The sequence below is a fragment of the Bradyrhizobium sp. S69 genome (genome assembly GCF_009766005.1).
Classification (GTDB): domain Bacteria; phylum Pseudomonadota; class Alphaproteobacteria; order Rhizobiales; family Xanthobacteraceae; genus Bradyrhizobium.
Window position 1 is genome coordinate 391100 of sequence record NZ_LMUK01000038.1, and the last position, 15901, is coordinate 407000.

General features: G+C 61.6%; 17 protein-coding genes. 7 read left to right on the forward strand and 10 right to left on the reverse strand.

Annotation, left to right across the window (positions count from 1 at the left end; genetic code table 11):
- Positions 1-357: 357 nt before the first annotated feature.
- The gene (gene egtD / locus GSQ88_RS16620; protein ID WP_159008797.1) at positions 358-1335 is read right to left on the reverse strand and encodes an L-histidine N(alpha)-methyltransferase; all 978 of its coding nucleotides are present in this window, start codon (positions 1333-1335) and stop codon (positions 358-360) included.
- Positions 1336-1381: 46 nt separating this feature from the next.
- Positions 1382-2587 (reverse strand): ergothioneine biosynthesis protein EgtB, encoded by a 1206-nt coding sequence (gene egtB / locus GSQ88_RS16625; protein WP_502706738.1) that lies wholly within the window; start codon positions 2585-2587, stop codon positions 1382-1384.
- A 373-nt stretch (positions 2588-2960) separates the two neighbouring features.
- Here egtB and grxD point away from each other — a divergent pair, with 373 nt between their 5' ends.
- The 3 genes from grxD to GSQ88_RS16640 are packed head-to-tail and all read left to right on the forward strand — an operon-like array spanning position 2961 to position 5171.
- Positions 2961-3299, forward strand: a complete 339-nt coding sequence (gene grxD / locus GSQ88_RS16630; RefSeq protein WP_159008798.1) for a Grx4 family monothiol glutaredoxin — start codon at positions 2961-2963, stop codon at positions 3297-3299.
- Positions 3296-3850, forward strand: coding sequence for an O-acetyl-ADP-ribose deacetylase (locus GSQ88_RS16635; protein ID WP_159008951.1), 555 nt, complete (start codon positions 3296-3298; stop codon positions 3848-3850). The genes grxD and GSQ88_RS16635 overlap by 4 nt, the downstream gene beginning before the upstream one ends.
- Before the next feature lie 43 nt (positions 3851-3893).
- Positions 3894-5171 (forward strand): serine hydrolase domain-containing protein, encoded by a 1278-nt coding sequence (locus GSQ88_RS16640; protein ID WP_159008799.1) that lies wholly within the window; start codon positions 3894-3896, stop codon positions 5169-5171.
- Between the two features lie 15 nt (positions 5172-5186).
- Here the strand turns inward: GSQ88_RS16640 and GSQ88_RS16645 are convergent, their stop codons facing one another.
- A complete protein-coding gene (locus tag GSQ88_RS16645) occupies positions 5187-6254 on the reverse strand; it encodes a threonine aldolase family protein (protein WP_159008800.1) in 1068 nt (355 codons plus the stop codon).
- A gap of 84 nt (positions 6255-6338) precedes the next feature.
- Between GSQ88_RS16645 and GSQ88_RS16650 the strand changes: the two genes are divergently transcribed.
- The 3 genes from GSQ88_RS16650 to GSQ88_RS16660 all read left to right on the forward strand — a co-directional run bounded on the left by GSQ88_RS16650 (position 6339) and on the right by GSQ88_RS16660 (position 7224).
- Complete coding sequence (locus tag GSQ88_RS16650; RefSeq protein WP_159008801.1) at positions 6339-6527, forward strand: type II toxin-antitoxin system HicA family toxin; 189 nt, start codon at positions 6339-6341, stop codon at positions 6525-6527.
- 64 nt (positions 6528-6591) lie between these two features.
- A complete protein-coding gene (locus GSQ88_RS16655; RefSeq protein ID WP_159008952.1) occupies positions 6592-6984 on the forward strand; it encodes a type II toxin-antitoxin system HicB family antitoxin in 393 nt (130 codons plus the stop codon).
- A gap of 54 nt (positions 6985-7038) precedes the next feature.
- Positions 7039-7224 carry an addiction module antidote protein gene (locus GSQ88_RS16660; protein ID WP_159008802.1) on the forward strand — a complete coding sequence of 62 codons (186 nt, stop codon included), beginning with the start codon at positions 7039-7041 and terminating at the stop codon, positions 7222-7224.
- An 85-nt stretch (positions 7225-7309) separates the two neighbouring features.
- On the opposite strand, the gene rpsD is transcribed toward GSQ88_RS16660, so the two are convergent.
- The 3 genes from rpsD to GSQ88_RS16675 form a co-directional block, all read right to left on the reverse strand.
- Positions 7310-7927 (reverse strand): 30S ribosomal protein S4, encoded by a 618-nt coding sequence (gene rpsD, locus GSQ88_RS16665; RefSeq protein ID WP_159008803.1) that lies wholly within the window; start codon positions 7925-7927, stop codon positions 7310-7312.
- Positions 7928-8164: 237 nt separating this feature from the next.
- Positions 8165-8548, reverse strand: coding sequence for a cupin domain-containing protein (locus tag GSQ88_RS16670; RefSeq protein WP_159008804.1), 384 nt, complete (start codon positions 8546-8548; stop codon positions 8165-8167).
- Between the two features lie 81 nt (positions 8549-8629).
- Positions 8630-9409 carry an HpcH/HpaI aldolase family protein gene (locus GSQ88_RS16675; protein WP_159008953.1) on the reverse strand — a complete coding sequence of 260 codons (780 nt, stop codon included), beginning with the start codon at positions 9407-9409 and terminating at the stop codon, positions 8630-8632.
- A 103-nt stretch (positions 9410-9512) separates the two neighbouring features.
- Here GSQ88_RS16675 and GSQ88_RS16680 point away from each other — a divergent pair, with 103 nt between their 5' ends.
- Positions 9513-9884, forward strand: coding sequence for a type II toxin-antitoxin system VapB family antitoxin (locus GSQ88_RS16680; RefSeq protein ID WP_159008805.1), 372 nt, complete (start codon positions 9513-9515; stop codon positions 9882-9884).
- Here GSQ88_RS16680 and GSQ88_RS16685 read toward each other — a convergent pair.
- The 4 genes from GSQ88_RS16685 to murI all read right to left on the reverse strand — a co-directional run bounded on the left by GSQ88_RS16685 (position 9876) and on the right by murI (position 15790).
- The gene (locus tag GSQ88_RS16685) at positions 9876-11261 is read right to left on the reverse strand and encodes a tetratricopeptide repeat protein (RefSeq protein ID WP_159008806.1); all 1386 of its coding nucleotides are present in this window, start codon (positions 11259-11261) and stop codon (positions 9876-9878) included. The two genes, GSQ88_RS16680 and GSQ88_RS16685, sit on opposite strands and share 9 nt — an antisense overlap.
- Before the next feature lie 78 nt (positions 11262-11339).
- On the reverse strand, positions 11340-13886 hold the full coding sequence (locus GSQ88_RS16690) for an AAA family ATPase (protein WP_246784826.1): 2547 nt from the start codon (positions 13884-13886) through the stop codon (positions 11340-11342).
- Positions 13887-14089: 203 nt separating this feature from the next.
- The gene (locus GSQ88_RS16695) at positions 14090-14701 is read right to left on the reverse strand and encodes a hypothetical protein (RefSeq protein ID WP_159008808.1); all 612 of its coding nucleotides are present in this window, start codon (positions 14699-14701) and stop codon (positions 14090-14092) included.
- Between the two features lie 291 nt (positions 14702-14992).
- On the reverse strand, positions 14993-15790 hold the full coding sequence (murI, locus tag GSQ88_RS16700; RefSeq protein WP_159008809.1) for a glutamate racemase: 798 nt from the start codon (positions 15788-15790) through the stop codon (positions 14993-14995).
- Between the last annotated feature and the right edge of the window lie 111 nt (positions 15791-15901).

Below are 15901 nucleotides of genomic sequence, written 5' to 3' on the forward strand. Positions count from 1 at the left end.
GTGTGCGTTGTTGTTTGATAATTTTGCACGCGAGACCGCGGGTGCAGCGCGCACCCGGTCTTCCCTGCGCCCTCTTTTTTGAGGGTCGCCTGCGTCCCTCTTGGGATCGCACTGCGCCCTCTCATTTTTTGAGGGCAAACGGATTTGCAAAACTCGGGCGAATGCTGTCGCGAGAACGCGGAGACGTGCGAAAAAATGGCAAAAAATGCGGCGACCGCTAATACCAGATCAGCTACGAACGATCGGACGCCAATGCGCCATGATGGCGCGACGGCGGAGGATCAACGCGCCAAGCCGCTTCGCCCCGGCTCGCCAACCCGCACAGCCCGTCGCCCCAAGCCGAACTGTTCCCTTGGCTCAGTCCGACGCCACCAGCGCGTGAACCGAGAACATGCCGGCCTTGTCGGTCCAGGATGCGCGCGGGGTCCAGCCGGAGCCGCGTGCCAGCGCGGCGAAGCGATCGATACTGTATTTATAACTGCTCTCGGTATGGATGCTTTCGCCGGCGCGGAACGCAAAGTTGGTGCCGAGCAGGCGCACGCTTTGCGATTTCTTGCTGATCAAATGCATCTCGATGCGATGCCGCTCGCGATTGTAGATCGCGCGATGGGTAAAGGCCGACAGGTCGAAATTGCCGCCGAGCTCGCGGTTGATGCGGACCAGGACGTTGAGATTGAAGCGCGCGGTGACGCCGGCGGCATCGTTGTAGGCGTCGTACAGCACGCGTTCGTCCTTTTCGAGGTCGACGCCGATGATCATCTGCGAGTCCTTGCCGAGGATTTCGCGGGCGCTGCGCAAGAAGGCACAGGCCTCATGCGGCTCGAAATTTCCGAGCGTCGATCCTGGAAAGAAGCCGACTTTCGGCATCCCGGCGAGGGTGATGACCTCCGGCAATGCGAACGGCGCGGTAAAATCCGCCGCCACCGGGAACACCGCAAGGCCGGGGAAATCCCGGCGCAGCGCATTGGCCTGGTCTTGCAGGAAGTCGCCGGAAATATCGACCGGGACGTAGGCGCTGATCGCGCAATTTTCCAGCAGCAGCCGGACTTTCGTGGTCGCGCCGGCGCCGAACTCGATCAATGCTGCGCCCTCCGGAATGAGGGCGGCGATGTCGCTGCCGCGATCCCGCAGGATCGAGAGCTCGGTGCGGGTCGGGTAATATTCCGGCAACCGGGTGATCGCCTCGAACAATTCCGAGCCGGTCGCGTCGTAGAAATATTTCGGCGACAGCCGTTTGGGGCGCTGCGACAGATCGCCGATCGCTTCGCGGGCGAATACCGAGGTTTGTTGGTCAGGCAGATGCGCTTCGGCCAAGGCGCTGGCATGCACATTCATGATACTCTCCTGGATGCGCGTCCCGGCGCGGTTGGATTACAAAAAATCAGGTGGCGTAATCGGCGAGCCGCAGTCCGGTGAACTGCCAGCGATGGTGTGGATAAAAGAAGTTGCGGTAGGTGATACGGCTATGGCCGTCGGGCGTTGCGAGCGAGGAGCCGCGCAGCACCAACTGGTTGACCATGAACTTGCCGTTGTACTCGCCGAGCGCCCCTTCGATGGCGCGGTAGCCGGGATAGGCGGCATAGGCGCTGCGGGTCCATTGCCAGACGATGCCGAAGGCGTCGTTGAGCTGGCCGGCGCGTGCGGCGACTTCCCATTCCATTTCGGTCGGCAGATGCTTACCGCTCCAGCGCGCGAACGCGTCGGCCTCGTAATAGCTGACATGGCTGACCGGGGCCTTCGGATCGATCGGCCGTAACCCGCCGAGCGTCATGATCTGCCATTCGCCGTTGACCTGGCGCCAATGGCCGGGCGCTTGCCACTCTTCGTTATTGGCCGCCGCGAAGCCGTCCATCAGCCATAGCGTGGCCGTGCGATAGCCGCCGTCGGCCATGAAGGCGAGCCATTCGGCGTTGCTGACGAGGTTGCGGGCGAGCCGCACCGGCCCGACCAGCGCGCGGTGCGCGGGCTTTTCATTGTCGAAATGAAACGTCTCGCCGGCGTGTCCGATGCTGTGGATGCCCTCGGTAAGGGTGATCCACTGGTCGCCATCGCCGGTCGCGGCCGGAAAGCGCCAGGCCGGATCGTAGGCCGGCGGAATAGGGTTTTGCGCAAAGGCGTGCAGGATGTCGGTCAGCATCAATTCCTGATGCTGTTGCTCATGATTAAGGCCGACTTCGACCAGCGGCACGAGCTTCGCCAGAGTGTCCGCGTCGGTGGTCTGGAAGAATTTCACCACGGCGGCGTCGATATGCCGGCGATAGGCCGTGACTTCATCGGCGCTGGGGCGGGTCAGATGGCCGCGCTGGTGGCGGGCATGCCGCGGCCCGGCGCTGACGTAATAGGAATTGAACAGGAAGGCGTAGTCCGGATGAAATGGCTGATATCCAGGGCTATGCTGGCCGAGCAGGAATTGCTCGAAGAACCAGGTGGTGTGGGCGCGGTGCCATTTCGCCGGGCTGGCGTCCGGCATGGACTGGATCAACTGGTCTTCCGCCGACAGCGGCGCGGCGCGGCGTTCGGTCTCATCCCGAACCGCGAGGAACGCCTCCACCAGATCCTGGCCGAGGGTACCGGATTCGGAGAACAGCGAGGGATGGGGGGGCGTGATGGTGGCCGCAGCGGATGCTGATATCGTCACGAATGGTCTCCGGTCGGGAAGAGAACGTTACTCTGGCGAACTGGTTCCTTACGGACAGCCCGTCCTAAATAGGTGTTCCCGGCCGGGAAAAAAGCCTCCTTGAGTATGATAAAGACCCCTTTGGGATAGTATTGGCAGCGTCAGCCAATGGCCCGATCTCCCGGCGCAAGGCCCAGGGAAATCCGGCCGCATATCTGCTCCGTGTCATTTTACTTTGGATGCACAACGGTTTGGGCTACATATATGGGCAATATCGAGTTAAACGGGCGGCCTGCCCGTAGCGCCCATGCCGAAAGGGGCAGTGCCCCAAAAGGAAGACAAGATGAGCATCGAGCAATTCATCGAAAACGAAGTGAAGTCGAACGACGTCGTGCTGTTCATGAAGGGAACGCCGCAGTTTCCGCAGTGTGGTTTTTCCGGCCAGGTGGTGCAGATCCTGGATCACGTCGGCGTTGGCTACAAGGGACTGAACGTTCTTGAATCCGCGGACTTGCGCAACGGCATCAAGACCTATTCGAACTGGCCGACCATTCCGCAGCTCTACGTCAAGGGCGAGTTCGTCGGCGGCTGCGACATCATTCGCGAGATGTTCCAGGCCGGCGAGTTGCAGCAGCTGTTGGCCGACAAGGGTGTCGTGGCCAGCGCGGTGGCGTCCGCCTGAGGCTCGCGGCGCGCCAGCTGCGCAACGCGCGGCTGGAAGTCATCGTCGCCGATATCACAACGCTCGGCGTTGACGCCATCGTCAACGCCGCCAATTCGTCGCTGTTGGGCGGCGGTGGGGTCGATGGCGCGATTCATCGCGCCGCGGGGCCTGAATTACTGGCCGAATGCCGTACGCTGCATGGTTGCGCGACAGGCGATGCCAAGATCACCAGGGGTTATCAACTTGAGGCCAGCCATGTGATCCACACGGTTGGGCCGGTGTGGAATGGCGGCAGCCACGGCGAGGATGATTTGCTCGCCTCCTGCTATCGCCGCTCGGTAGCGCTATGCCAGCAGCACGGCCGTGCCTCGGTGGCTTTTCCGGCGATCTCAACCGGCATCTATCGTTTCCCCGCCGATCGCGCCGCGCCAATCGCGGTCGCAACCATAGTGGATGCGCTGGCCGCGGCCCCCGCCGTCAATCATGTGATTTTCTGTTGTTTTTCAAAGGACAGCGCGACGCTCCATGTCGAGGCGCTGGCCGACATCGGCAGCCCTTGTGCCGACTGAACCGGCCGCTACACTTCCCAGCCGTTGATCCGGGGAGGGGTTGATGAATTCTTTGGCAGGGCTGCGCGCGCTGATTGGCGGCGCGCTGTTGGCGTTGGCGGCGTCGCAAGCACGCGCCGAGGGCGCCTTCGATATTCCCGCGGACGCCCATTTCAATCCGCAAAAGCTCGAGAAGGTCGGCGAGTTCTTCCGCAATGAAGTAGCTGTCGGCAAGATTCCCGGCGCCGTCGTGCTGATCCAGCAGCATGGCAAGCCGGTCTATCACGAGTTCTTTGGCGTGCGCGACACGGTCACCAAGGCGCCGATGACCGACGACACCATCTTTCGCATTTTCTCGGTGAGCAAGGCGATCACCTCGGTCGCGGCGATGACGCTGATCGAGCACCACAAGATCAAGCTCGACGATCCGGTCGCGATCTACATTCCGTCGTTTGCCACGGTCAGCGTCGGCGTCGAGAAGAAGACCGCAAATGGCGAGAAGATGATCGACCTCGTCCCGCTCAACCGGCAGCTCACGATCCACGACCTGATGACCCACACCTCCGGGATCACTTACGGCTTCTATGGCGAAAGCCTCGTCCGCACCGCCTATACCAACGCCCGGATTTATGATGGCGATTTCAACAACGCCGAATTCGCCGAACGCATCGCGCAATTGCCGCTGTCCGAGCAGCCCGGTACAAAATGGAACTACGGCCATTCGACCGACATTCTCGGGCGCGTCATCGAAGTCGCCAGCGGAAAATCGCTGCTGCAATATGACAAGGAAAGCCTGCTCGATCCGCTCGGCATGCCCGACACCAATTTTTATGTGACCGATCCGGCAAAGCAGAAGCTGCTGGCAAAGCCGGCACCGAATGACAGCAATTACAAGGTCGGCTTCGATCCCGAAGTGGTCAGGAAATGGGAATCCGGCGGCGGCGGCATGCTCACCACCATGTCGGATTTTGCAAAGTTCGCGCAGATGCTGCTCAGCGGCGGAACATTCGAGGGCAAGCAATATCTCAGCCCCAAATCATTCGAACTGATGGCATCGGATCACATCGGGCCGGGCTCGGGCGTTGCGCGCGATCATCTGTATTTTCCCGGCGACGGCTTTGGTTTTGGATTGGGCCTGGGCGTGCGCACCGATCCCGGCAACGCAAAGCCGCCGCCGCCGGGTTCGCTCAGCGAGTTGAAATGGGACGGCGCCAGCGGCTGCTATTTCGTGGTCGACCGCAAGCAGGACATGTTCTTCGTGCTGCTGGAAGAGACCCCGACGGAACGCCAGCGCATCCAGAAGGCCGTCAAGCAGCTGATCTATGAAGCGATGGAGAACTAAAGGCTTGGTGAGCCTTTATGCGCCCCGCACGATCTCGCGCACCAGGCCGACCGTCTCCTCGATCATCGCAGCGGTGACGTCGAGATGGGTGCAGGCCCTGATCCGGCCGTCCATCATTGCGAGCAACACGCCGCGTTGGCGCAAGGCTTTGACCATCTTGTCACCGCTGACGCCGGCGCCGTCGGGGGTAAAGAACACCAGATTGGTTTCGGGCTGCTGCACCTGTAGGCCTACGATTTGCGACAGCCCGCGCGCCAGCGCCCGCGCATTGGCGTGATCCTCGGCAAGGCGGTCGACGTGATGGTCGAGCGCGTACACACAGGCCGCGGCGCACATGCCGGACTGGCGCATCGAGCCGCCGAGCCGTTGCTTCCAGCGCCAGACGTCGTCGATGAAATCGCGTGAGCCCGCCAGCACCGCGCCGATCGGGGTACCGAGGCCCTTGGAGAAATCGATCCAGGCCGAATCCCACCCCGTAATCATGTCGCGCGCGGCAATGCCGGTCGCCACGCAGGCATTCAACAGCCGCGCGCCGTCCATATGGGTCGCAAGACCATTCGATTTGGCGATCTGCGCGACCTCGTCGAGCGCCTGCTTTTTCCAGATCGTGCCGCCGCCGATATTGGCGGTCTGCTCGACGCTGACGAGAACCTGCGGCGGCTGATAGCGCGTGCGCGGGTGGAGCGCGGCTCGAAAGGTCTCGGGCGTGAATTGTCCATCGGCACCCGTCAGCGCCGTTATCTGGAAGCCGCCGAGCGCTGCATGCGCGCCGCCTTCGCGGGCCAGCAGATGCGCGCTCTCATGCGCCAGGATTTCATCGCCGGGCCGGCAATAGGAAAGCGTCGCCGTGACGTTGCACATGGTGCCGGAGGGCATGAATACGGCGGCCTGCTTGCCGAGCAGATCCGCCACGCGCTCGCATAGCGCATTGGTGGTCGGATCGTCGCCGATCTGCTCGTCGCCAACCTCAGCCCGCGCCATCGCCTCCCGCATCGCCGGTGTCGGCCGGGTCTGGGTGTCCGAGAGCAGGTTGATGTGGACCGGGATGGCCTTGGGATCGCGCGGGGCAGGGGTGTAGGTCATTGGAACTCTTCTTCTTTTGTCGAGGCGCCAGTTGGTGTGTATTTATACACTTGATCTAGCGGCAATCGGTATGTATAAATACACATGAATTCTAGGGACATCATCTCCGCTCTCAAGGCGGATGGCTGGATTCAGGTCGCCCAAAAGGGAAGTCATGTCCAGTTCAAGCATCCGGTCAAACCGGGACGGGTCACGGTTCCTCATCCCAAGAGAGATATCCCGATAGGGACGTTCAGGAGCATCGAAAAGCAAGCGAGCCTGAAACTGAAGTAGCGAATAGCAAATGAGTAGTGGGGCCAATACGGCCCGCCTGCGCGCAGCAGAGAGTGAATGGAAAATGCGACAGTATATCGCCCTGATTCACAAAGAGGCCGACAGCGATTACGGCATCTCATTTCCGGATCTGCCCGGTGTCATCAGTGCCGGCAAAACCCTGGATGAAGCACGTGATATGGGGGCTGAGGCCTTGGCCTTGCATCTGGAAGGGATGGTGGCCGATGGCGAAGCCGCGCCAGAACCCAGTTCTCTGGAAGAGATCATGAAGGATGCCCAAAACAAGGATGGCGTTGCCGTTCTGATCGCCGCCCCGGCAACCGACGTGAAAAGCGTTCGCATCAACGTGACGATGCCCGCAGACGTCCTCGATCAAATCGACCGCTATGCCGAGCGAGAAGGCTTTACGCGTTCGGGCTTCCTGGCTCAGGCGGCAAAGAAGGCGATGGCGGTTTAACGCGAGGTAAGGTCATGCGGGCGTACTAGACGCAGCGCTCGTTGAAAGCGAAAGATGACAAAGATTTCAAAGTTCGACGCGGCCGATTATCTCAAGACCCCGATAGCGATAGCAGCCTATCTCACCGAAGCGTTTGAGACGAACGACGCCGCTTACATTTGTACCGCGCTCGACACGACCGCGCGCACCAAAGGCATGGGAGACTTTGCAAAGGCCACAGGCCTGTCGCGCGAGAGATGACTCGCAGAGGGTTGCCTGAGTTAACGGCATCAAAAAAGGCCCCGGCAAAACCGGGGCCTTTTGATATTGGCAAAACGCCGAAGGATCAGCGCGAATAGAATTCGACGATCAGATGCGGCTCCATCTGCACCGCGAACGGCACATCCGACAGATGCGGGATGCGGCCGAATTTCGCGGTCATCTTGGAATGATCGGCTTCGATGAAATCGGGTACGTCGCGCTCGCCGAGCTGGCTTGCTTCCAGCACCACGGCGAGCTGCTTGGAGGATTCCTTGACCTCGATCAGATCGCCGATCTTCACCTGGTAGCTCGAGATATTGACGCGACGGCCGTTCACCTTGACGTGGCCGTGATTGATGAACTGGCGTGCGGCGAACATGGTGGCGACGAACTTGGCGCGATACACCACGGTGTCGAGACGGCGCTCGAGCAGGCCGATCAGGTTTTCGCCGGTGTCGCCCTTCAGGCGGCTGGCTTCGACATAGATACCGTGAAACTGGCGCTCGCTGATGTTGGCGTAATAGCCCTTCAGCTTCTGCTTGGCGCGCAGCTGCACGCCGAAGTCGGAGAGCTTGCCCTTGCGGCGCTGGCCGTGCTGGCCGGGGCCGTATTCACGGCGATTCACCGGGCTCTTGGGGCGGCCCCAGATATTCTGGCCCATACGGCGATCGATCTTGTATTTCGCCTCACTGCGCTTAGTCATCGCGTCCTCTTGTAAAAGTTTGAGTTTTGAGGAAACGCGCCCTCCTGTGCGCCGGGAACTTCCCGGAGCCGACAGGCCCATCCCTTAAGCTTCAAGGGGAGGCCACGGGTCGCGAAACGCAACGCGGGCCGAAATCGGCCCGCGAGCAGGCGGTTTCTAGGGAGAAACCGCTGTTATGTCAAACGATATAGCCGGCTTTATACGGCCAAATCGGCCGCATTTCCGAACGGACCCGGCTCAAGGGGCCGGTGTGGCCAGCGGCTTGGTTTTATCGACGATGTAAATGGCGAGTACCTTGAGGGGTTTGTCACCGGCGGCCTTGGCGTCGTGGATCTCGCCGGCCGGAATTTGGTAGGATTCGCCTGCCTTGACCTTCAGCGACGGCTTGCCGTCGAACGCGAGTTCAAGCTCGCCGTCCAGCACATAGCCGGTCTCGATGCCGGGGTGGCTGTGACGCCCGGAGGCGCCGCCGGGCGGGACCTCGGCGATCGCGGTCACGGTGGTGTAGCCTTCCGGAAAGTCGATCTTTTGCAGTGGCGTGCGTTTGATGCCCTGGGCGAAAGCGCCACCCGTAAAGGCAAAGGCGGTGAGTGTCAGTGCCAGCAGAATTTTCTTGATCATGATTTTTCTCCCTGTGCCGACAGCCCTAGCAGGCTCTGGCAAATGCGAAAAGCGCGTCAAGCGCATGGGTCGGCGGCCACCTCAGCGCTTGATGCCCTCGAAGCTCGCGGCAATGCCTCGCGCAAACAGCGACCAGTCGAAGCCGAGCGCCAGCGCGACGTAGCCGCGCTCGATCATCCCGTTGGCCTGTTCGGCGCTACGCGCAGCACCTCCGATCGGAACGCCGCTCCTCAGGATGCCGGCTTCGGCCTGCGCGATCAGCGCCAGCACTTCGGGATCGTCGAGGCGACCGCGCTTGCCGATCGAGGTGGCGAGATCACCGGGGCCGATCACCGCGACGTCGATGCCGGGCACTGCCATGATCTCGTCGATGCGCTTGACCGCCTCGACATGCTCGATGGTGACCATGCAGATCATGTCGTCGTCGGCGGTCGCCATGTAATCGGGCATCGAAACGCCCCAGCGAAACGGCGCGTGAAACGGTCCCCACAGCCGGTCGCCATGCGGCGGATAGCGCACGCTGCGCACCGCCTTTTCCGCATCCGCACGGTTGCAGATCATCGGAAAATTGATGCCGAGCGCGCCGAGATCCATCGGCGCCTTGGCGAGCCACGGCTCGTTGGCCGCGATCCGCGCCAGCGGCACGCACGGCGTGCCTGATGTGGCGATGATCATGCCGTGCGCCGAACCAAGATCGATCGGGCCGTGTTCGAGATCGACGATGATCCAGTCGAGCCCGGAACGGGCCATGATCTGCACGGTCTGGATGCTGGGAATGGTCGCGATCGCGCCGAAGGTCGGACGCCCCTCGCGCCACAGCTTGCGCAGGCGGTTCAGCGGTGCAGGCGTTGCGGTCGTCACATCCGAAACTCCGGTTGGCGCGTCGCGCTGCGACAAGCTAGCAGCGGCGCGCGACAGCGGAAAGATCGGATCGGGATAATCCACCTTGCATCCATGGTAGAATTTGAATGGTATTTTTACCGACGAAGCCCATAAGCTCGCAACCGAACTCGCCGGCCTCACCGGCGAAAGCCTGACCTCGGCCGTGACTCTGGCCTTGCAGGAGCGCCTGGCGCGCGAGCGTCGGCGCCGGCGTCCGGATCAGGTTGCGGCCCGCTTGATGAAGATCGGAAGCCAGTATTCCGCGCTGGCCGATACCGGACGTAGCCCGGATGAAATCCTCGGCCATGACGATCAGGGACTGCCGACATGGGTCTTCATCGCCGCCCGCTACCGATCGCGAGATATCTCCATCATAAATCCGGACTCTGAATCGTCCAGACACGATGACACATCATGCGAGCCAGCAAGGCTGTTCGTCAGCGGATCAAGGTGATGCCGGTCGCGGGGTGGGGTCCGGCCACGGGGGTGAGCCTGCGGCCTCAGTCTCCGCTGTTTCTAGCCGGATTGGGCGTGGTGCCGGTTTGAGAGCTGCCGAAATGCTCTTGGCCAGTTCCGTTGCGCTGGTCTTGATGTCGGGTTGGAGGAAATCATCGAGTTTCTGAAGGAGGGGGGCTGCATCTTGTCGCCCGAGCTGTTTTGCAACCGTGTAGTGAGCGTAGGCCTGGGTGTAGTCTCGCGCTGTTCCGGCACCGTCGTGATAGGCACGCGCAAGCCAATAGTGGCAATAGGCATTTCTGTAAGCCGCGCAAACCTGAAATAATTCAAACGAGCGTTTGGTGTCGAACCACGGTGCCGCGCGTGCGTATCGATGGACATAAGCGAGCTCTCCGGCAGCGTAGATCGAGTGCCCTTGGTGATAGGACCGCTCAAACCACTTGATCGCCTCCGACAAATCGGCGTTTTCTTGATTGCCATACCGGTCTCTGAACCACCGTGCGAGCGTGAGCTGTGCCCCGTCAAACCCCGCATCCGCCGCGCGCCGCAGATAATCGAGCGTCTTCGCGGCGTCCCGGTTGAGCCCGCCCCGGCCGGTATCGATGCAGTAGGCCAGTTGCGCCATGGCGATGAGATCGCCACCATCCGCCGATCTGCGTAAGAGATCGACGGCCTTGACGGTATCGAGCGTGCCACCAAATTCGCCGCTGACATATCCGGCAGCAGCCAGCCGCATCGCGTAGGGCTCGCCGGCCGCCACCGCGTCATCGATCAACTTCCGTCCCGCCATCTCATCCTTCGGCAAGCCGCCCGCGCCCACGAAGAAGACACGGCCAAGCACGCTGCCAGCCTGACGATTTCCTCCGGCAGCCGCCTCGCGCAGCAACGCTTGCGCGTTGCGCGCTTGGTCGGTCGAGTTTGGGATCAGCAAAGCGAGCGCCGTGACGAACTGAACGTTCGGGTCGCTTGCGTTCGCCGATTTCAGGATATCGATCGTCTTTGCCCAATCAAAGCGATAATAGGCGCCGAGCGCCGCCGTGAGTTTCGGCTGGTCGTCTGCGGCAGAACTTCGAAAAGTCGACCGGTCGACGTTGACCGTGATCTGATTGGCGATCGTGGGTTTGGCGACCTCATCGTCGTCCCAGACATGCACGGCGTGCCGGGTTGTTGCGCAGCCCGGGGTCAACGCGTTGGTGCAATCGGCGGGCTTTGCCCAATTGCCCAGCGGAATTGCTGCTTCTGGAAGACCCACAAGAAGCCAGATCGCAAGAAGGATGGCTGTCACCTGCGGCCAGACAAGCCACGCGCGGCGGTACCAGGGATCGTACTGCCAGAACGCGATATGCAAGGCCGCGGTTCGACCCATCGCTGTCATCGAGTTTGTCTGTTCTAATTCCATCCAGGGGCCGATTGCTTCGTTGACGGCTATGCCAAGTCTTATGCCAAGCCTTGCTCAGACCAACTCAACAGCGAGGAACTTGAGCGCATCGGCGATCGGAATGAAGAAGTTGAGGCTTGTGCCCACCTTCCGCTCCGACTCGGTAAATCCTCTAACACTGATGGCAACGACATTGCCGAACCGGTCCACCATGGCCCCTCCGCTACTGCCGCCATGGATGGCGGCGTCGCTTTGTATGTGCTTGAGATCGTCGAACGTGCGATAAGCGCTGACGATACCCTTGCTGATGGTCGTCGAATACTCTTCAAGTAACGGCGTTCCCACCGCATAGACTTCGGCGAGGACGTCAGGCGGTTCGAGCTGCAGCGGCAGGGCTTCCATGGCCGATTCATTCACCTTGACCAAGGCGACATCTCGCGCCTTGTGCGACCGCAACACCTCGCCAGGCATCTGACGGCCCGTCGTCAGTTTGATGGTTACGAATTTGTTGTCTTGGGTCACGTGCTGGTTGGTCAAAAGATAGCCATCCCTGGAGATGAAGAAGCCGCTGCCGTGGCCACCACCTTCCAGCTTTATGGTCACAACCGCGGCCTGTAGGGCGGATGTCCCCTCCGACAATGGGGTGACCGAGCGAGGGAGCACGGGAATCCTGACGAGGGTATCGCTGATCTTCTCCGGCACGGTCTCGCGATATCCGGAAATCCGGATGGCCGCGTCAATATCCGCCATGGTGAGCTGACGCACGTCCGCTGAAGGGGTTTGCGCAATGCGCGTGGCCTGGGCCTCGCGCGCGCGCTCCAGCAACGTTCGCATCTCGCGCGCCTGTCCCCACGACCTGTTGCGCGTGCCCAGCTTGATCCACGGACCGAGGCTGGACTCCAGATCGTCAGGCAATACGAAGTTTTGTTGTTTTGCCATCACCCGCAGGATAGCGGCGAGCTCGTTTGCGGCATAGGGCGGAAACTCGATCGTCTTGGTGAAGCGGCTGGCAAGACCGGGATTGCTGCCGATGAAGCGCTGCATCTCATTCGGGTAACCCGCGACAATGACGATGATGCGGTCGCGGTTGTCCTCCATGAATTTGAGCAACGTATCGATGGCCTCCTGGCCGAAATCGTTGCCCGATCGGGCCAGCGAATACGCTTCATCGATGAACAGGATGCCGTCGAGCGCTTCCTTGCATTTGTCGAGCGTTTTGGCAGCGGTTTGGCCGATATAGCCCGCGACCAGACCCGAGCGGTCGGTCTCGACCAGATGACCTTTTCGCAGCACGTTGAGTGAGCGATAGATCTCGCCGAGTGCGCGCGCGATCTCGGTCTTTCCCACTCCGGGCGGACCGGTAAATACCATGTGCCGGCTGATGGGCGCGGTGGCGAGGCCTTGCTCGCGGCGCACGCGCTCGACTTCCAGCGACGACATCAGCCTGTTCACCTCCTCCTTGACCGAGGCCAGCCCGACCATCTCTTCGAGGCGGTCCAGCGCCTGATCGAGTGTGCGTTCAAGGGGGATGGTAGCTTCGACCTTCAGCCTGCGCCCGGCGCGTGACGCCAAAGGGTCAGGCGGCGAAGAAGGCGTCAACAAGGGTTGAACGACGACCGCAGCCGGAGTTGCCAGGGCCGGCACGGGCGGGGGCGGGGGCGCCGGCGGCGGGATGCGCGTTCGCACCAAATTCACGCCTACGCTTTCGAAGTCGACCATCTCGATCTTGCTGATGTCGGCGTTCGGATCGACGGCCACGCGCAAGGACTGGGCTTCGCTGGCCTTGTCAAGAAGGTTGCGCATCTCGCGCGCGTTGCCCCAGCCCTCGCTTCTCCACTGCGATTCGATCCAGGGGACCAGGCTTTGCTCGAGGACGTCCGGCAACTCCGCGCGTTGTCGCTTGGCCATCAGTCGCAAGATCGCAGCCAGTTCCTTCGGCTCATAGGCCGGGAATTCGATGGTCCTGTTGAAGCGGCTCGCCATGCCCGGATTCATGGCGATGAAGCGCCGCATTTCATTGGGGTATCCGGCGGCGATCACCATGACGCGATCGCGGTTGTCTTCCATGAACTTGATCAAGGTCGCGATTGCCTCGTGGCCGAAATCCTTGCCTTCGCCCGCGAGCGAATAGGCTTCGTCGACGAAGAGGATGCCGTCGAGTGCCTCCTTGCACTTGTCCAGCGTCTTGATGGCCGTCTGCCCGATATAACCCGCGACCAGATCGGCGCGCTGCACCTCGACCACATGTCCTTTGCGCAGCACTTTGAGCGAGCGATAAATCTCGCCCAGGGCGCGCGCGATCTCGGTTTTGCCGACGCCGGGCGGCCCGGTGAACACCATGTGCCGGCTCACCTTCGCCACCGGCAAGCCCTGTTCACGGCGCTTGCGCTCGACTTCGATGCCGGCCAGCAACTTGTTGACCTCCTCCTTGACGGAGCCGAGCCCTATCATCTGGTCGAGTTCGTCGAGTACCTCGTCGGCGCTGCGGACAGACACGGAAGCAGAATCCACGTTCAGCCGGCGCCCGACCGTGTAGCCCTCCCCGACAGGCACCAATCCAAATCCGGTGGGGTCGCTGGCGAGCCGCATCGCCACGTAAGTCATTGCGACGCCGGCCATCATGATCAGAAGCACGGCGCCAAGCGTCAGCGAGTTTGCCCATGTCAGTGCGCTGAACGGACCGGATCTCGGATTGAGGATCCAGTTGGTGGCGACCGCGGCCACAATCATGGCGACGCACATGCCGGCCATCGGGTTGTTGCGGAAGAAATTCTTCATTGACGGCAATTCCCAATCATGGCGTCGAGTTCACCCAATTTGCACATTCATGATGGGCACGGGTTGCGAACCTGCCATCTCACGTTAATGGAATAGGTGCCGTTCACGTCCTGAATTCCACCGGGCGTCAGGTAGAACCCCACCTGGTCCGCCTCGCCGAGCAATGTCAGAACGCCACGGCCCACGGGATAAGGCGCGGGATAGGGAATAGCGACGCGCTGAGGTGTGGGGGTGAGCTTGATCGGCGGCGACAGATATTGTCCCGAACGGATGCGCACCATGCCGCCATGCCCATTCCGTTGCGTCAATGTCACCCACCCCAGCGGCGCCTTGCAGTTCTTCGCGTCATCCACCGCGGCTTTCGACGTTCCTGGATCGAGGGTAGGGAGGGCCCCATTGATGTCGCCTGGTAACAGCACTTCCAGGGTGGATTCCTCACCAACAACAGGCGGCTTGTCGCGGACGATGTTGGGCAATACGACGCCGCCGGCTATTCCGGCGATCACGAGGCCGCCGACAATTCCGATCACGATGCCCCGAGAGGAGCCAGGCTTCTTGCCGCGCGGCGGCTCTTGACGTGGAGGCCGGCCTTGCCTGCCGGGCGCGCCGGGAGAAACCTCGGATTGTGCTTCTGGCTCACTCATATTTTGAGCGCTCATTGATTGCTCGGACCGGGGGATTATGGTTGACGGCCAATGTGACTACAACCCTGATTTACGAAATCAATATCGAAACGCGCACTGAACGAGGTCGCGTTCGCTTCCCCTTAACCATCCGGGGATTCACGGATGGTTTGTCACAAAGCTACGCGCAGAACGTGCGTTAGGTCACTCATTCCGCGCCCTGGCGAAGAAGGCCAATTCGGCACGCGATCGGATCAACACGCTGTACCGATCGTTTGAGTCGCGGTTGAAAACTTCCTGGCCTGTGTTTGGGATAGTTCAGGGGCGCTACTTCGGCACTCGCCCGCCGAAAAACGGCGTCAGTGTCGCGCTCAATCCGTGCGGCCGCCCCGAGGTGAAGATCATTTCGGCGCCGGCATCGCCGGCTTCGCCCTCCGTGCGGCCGAGCAAATCCACCACCCGGCGCGCGATCGCCGGCGCGGGGTCGATCCAGTCCACCGGCCACGGCGCCAGGCGAACCAGCCGGTCCATCAGCAGGGGATAGTGGGTGCAGGCCAGCACCACGGTATCGGTGCGCGCCGAGGCGTCGTCGCCGGCGCCGACAAAACATGGCGCAAGCTCGGCCTCTATCGCGGTATCGCTGACCTCAACGCCGTTCAGCGCCGATTCCGCCAGAGAAGCGAGATCCGGCGATCCCACCAGGGTCACTTCGCAGCCTTGCGCGAAATCGCGGATCAGCGCCTGGGTATATTCGCGCTTGACGGTGCCCTTGGTGCCGAGCACCGACACCCGCTTTGTCCTCGAATTGGCGCAGGCCGGCTTGATGGCGGGGACCGTTCCGACAAAGGGCGCAGTGTAGGCGCTGCGAAGATGCGACATCACCAAGGTCGAGGCGGTGTTGCAGGCGATCACCACCAGATCGGGCGCATGCGCCGCTATCAATTCGCCGATCAGGGGCACCACGCGCGCGATGATCGCGTCTTCGCTGTGGTGGCCGTAGGGAAAGAACGCGTCATCGGCGACATAGACGTAATGCGCGTGGGGCAGCGCCTTCACGATCTCACGCAGAACGGTGAGGCCGCCAAGGCCGGAGTCGAATACCAGAATCGTGGGGCGGGTTGGCACGGCGCGATCCTAGCGCATGATCCGGAAAAGTGGGACCCGGTTTTCCCTCGGGACAAACGCAAAGCGTTTGCCCGGAGATCCCGGGTTAGCATTCAGTCGTTATTGCGGTGC

What these genes read in the sequence shown, in the direction of transcription:
- GSQ88_RS16695 (WP_159008808.1), bottom strand. Translation starts at nt 14,701, where the DNA reads ATGAGCGCTCAAAATATGAGTGAGCCAGAAGCACAATCCGAGGTTTCT.
- grxD (WP_159008798.1), top strand. Translation starts at nt 2,961, where the DNA reads ATGAGCATCGAGCAATTCATCGAAAACGAAGTGAAGTCGAACGACGTC.
- GSQ88_RS16655 (WP_159008952.1), top strand. Translation starts at nt 6,592, where the DNA reads ATGCGACAGTATATCGCCCTGATTCACAAAGAGGCCGACAGCGATTAC.
- egtD (WP_159008797.1), bottom strand. Translation starts at nt 1,335, where the DNA reads ATGAATGTGCATGCCAGCGCCTTGGCCGAAGCGCATCTGCCTGACCAA.
- GSQ88_RS16645 (WP_159008800.1), bottom strand. Translation starts at nt 6,254, where the DNA reads ATGACCTACACCCCTGCCCCGCGCGATCCCAAGGCCATCCCGGTCCAC.
- GSQ88_RS16640 (WP_159008799.1), top strand. Translation starts at nt 3,894, where the DNA reads ATGAATTCTTTGGCAGGGCTGCGCGCGCTGATTGGCGGCGCGCTGTTG.
- rpsD (WP_159008803.1), bottom strand. Translation starts at nt 7,927, where the DNA reads ATGACTAAGCGCAGTGAGGCGAAATACAAGATCGATCGCCGTATGGGC.
- GSQ88_RS16690 (WP_246784826.1), bottom strand. Translation starts at nt 13,886, where the DNA reads ATGATGGCCGGCGTCGCAATGACTTACGTGGCGATGCGGCTCGCCAGC.
- GSQ88_RS16670 (WP_159008804.1), bottom strand. Translation starts at nt 8,548, where the DNA reads ATGATCAAGAAAATTCTGCTGGCACTGACACTCACCGCCTTTGCCTTT.
- GSQ88_RS16650 (WP_159008801.1), top strand. Translation starts at nt 6,339, where the DNA reads ATGAATTCTAGGGACATCATCTCCGCTCTCAAGGCGGATGGCTGGATT.
- GSQ88_RS16685 (WP_159008806.1), bottom strand. Translation starts at nt 11,261, where the DNA reads ATGACAGCGATGGGTCGAACCGCGGCCTTGCATATCGCGTTCTGGCAG.
- GSQ88_RS16660 (WP_159008802.1), top strand. Translation starts at nt 7,039, where the DNA reads ATGACAAAGATTTCAAAGTTCGACGCGGCCGATTATCTCAAGACCCCG.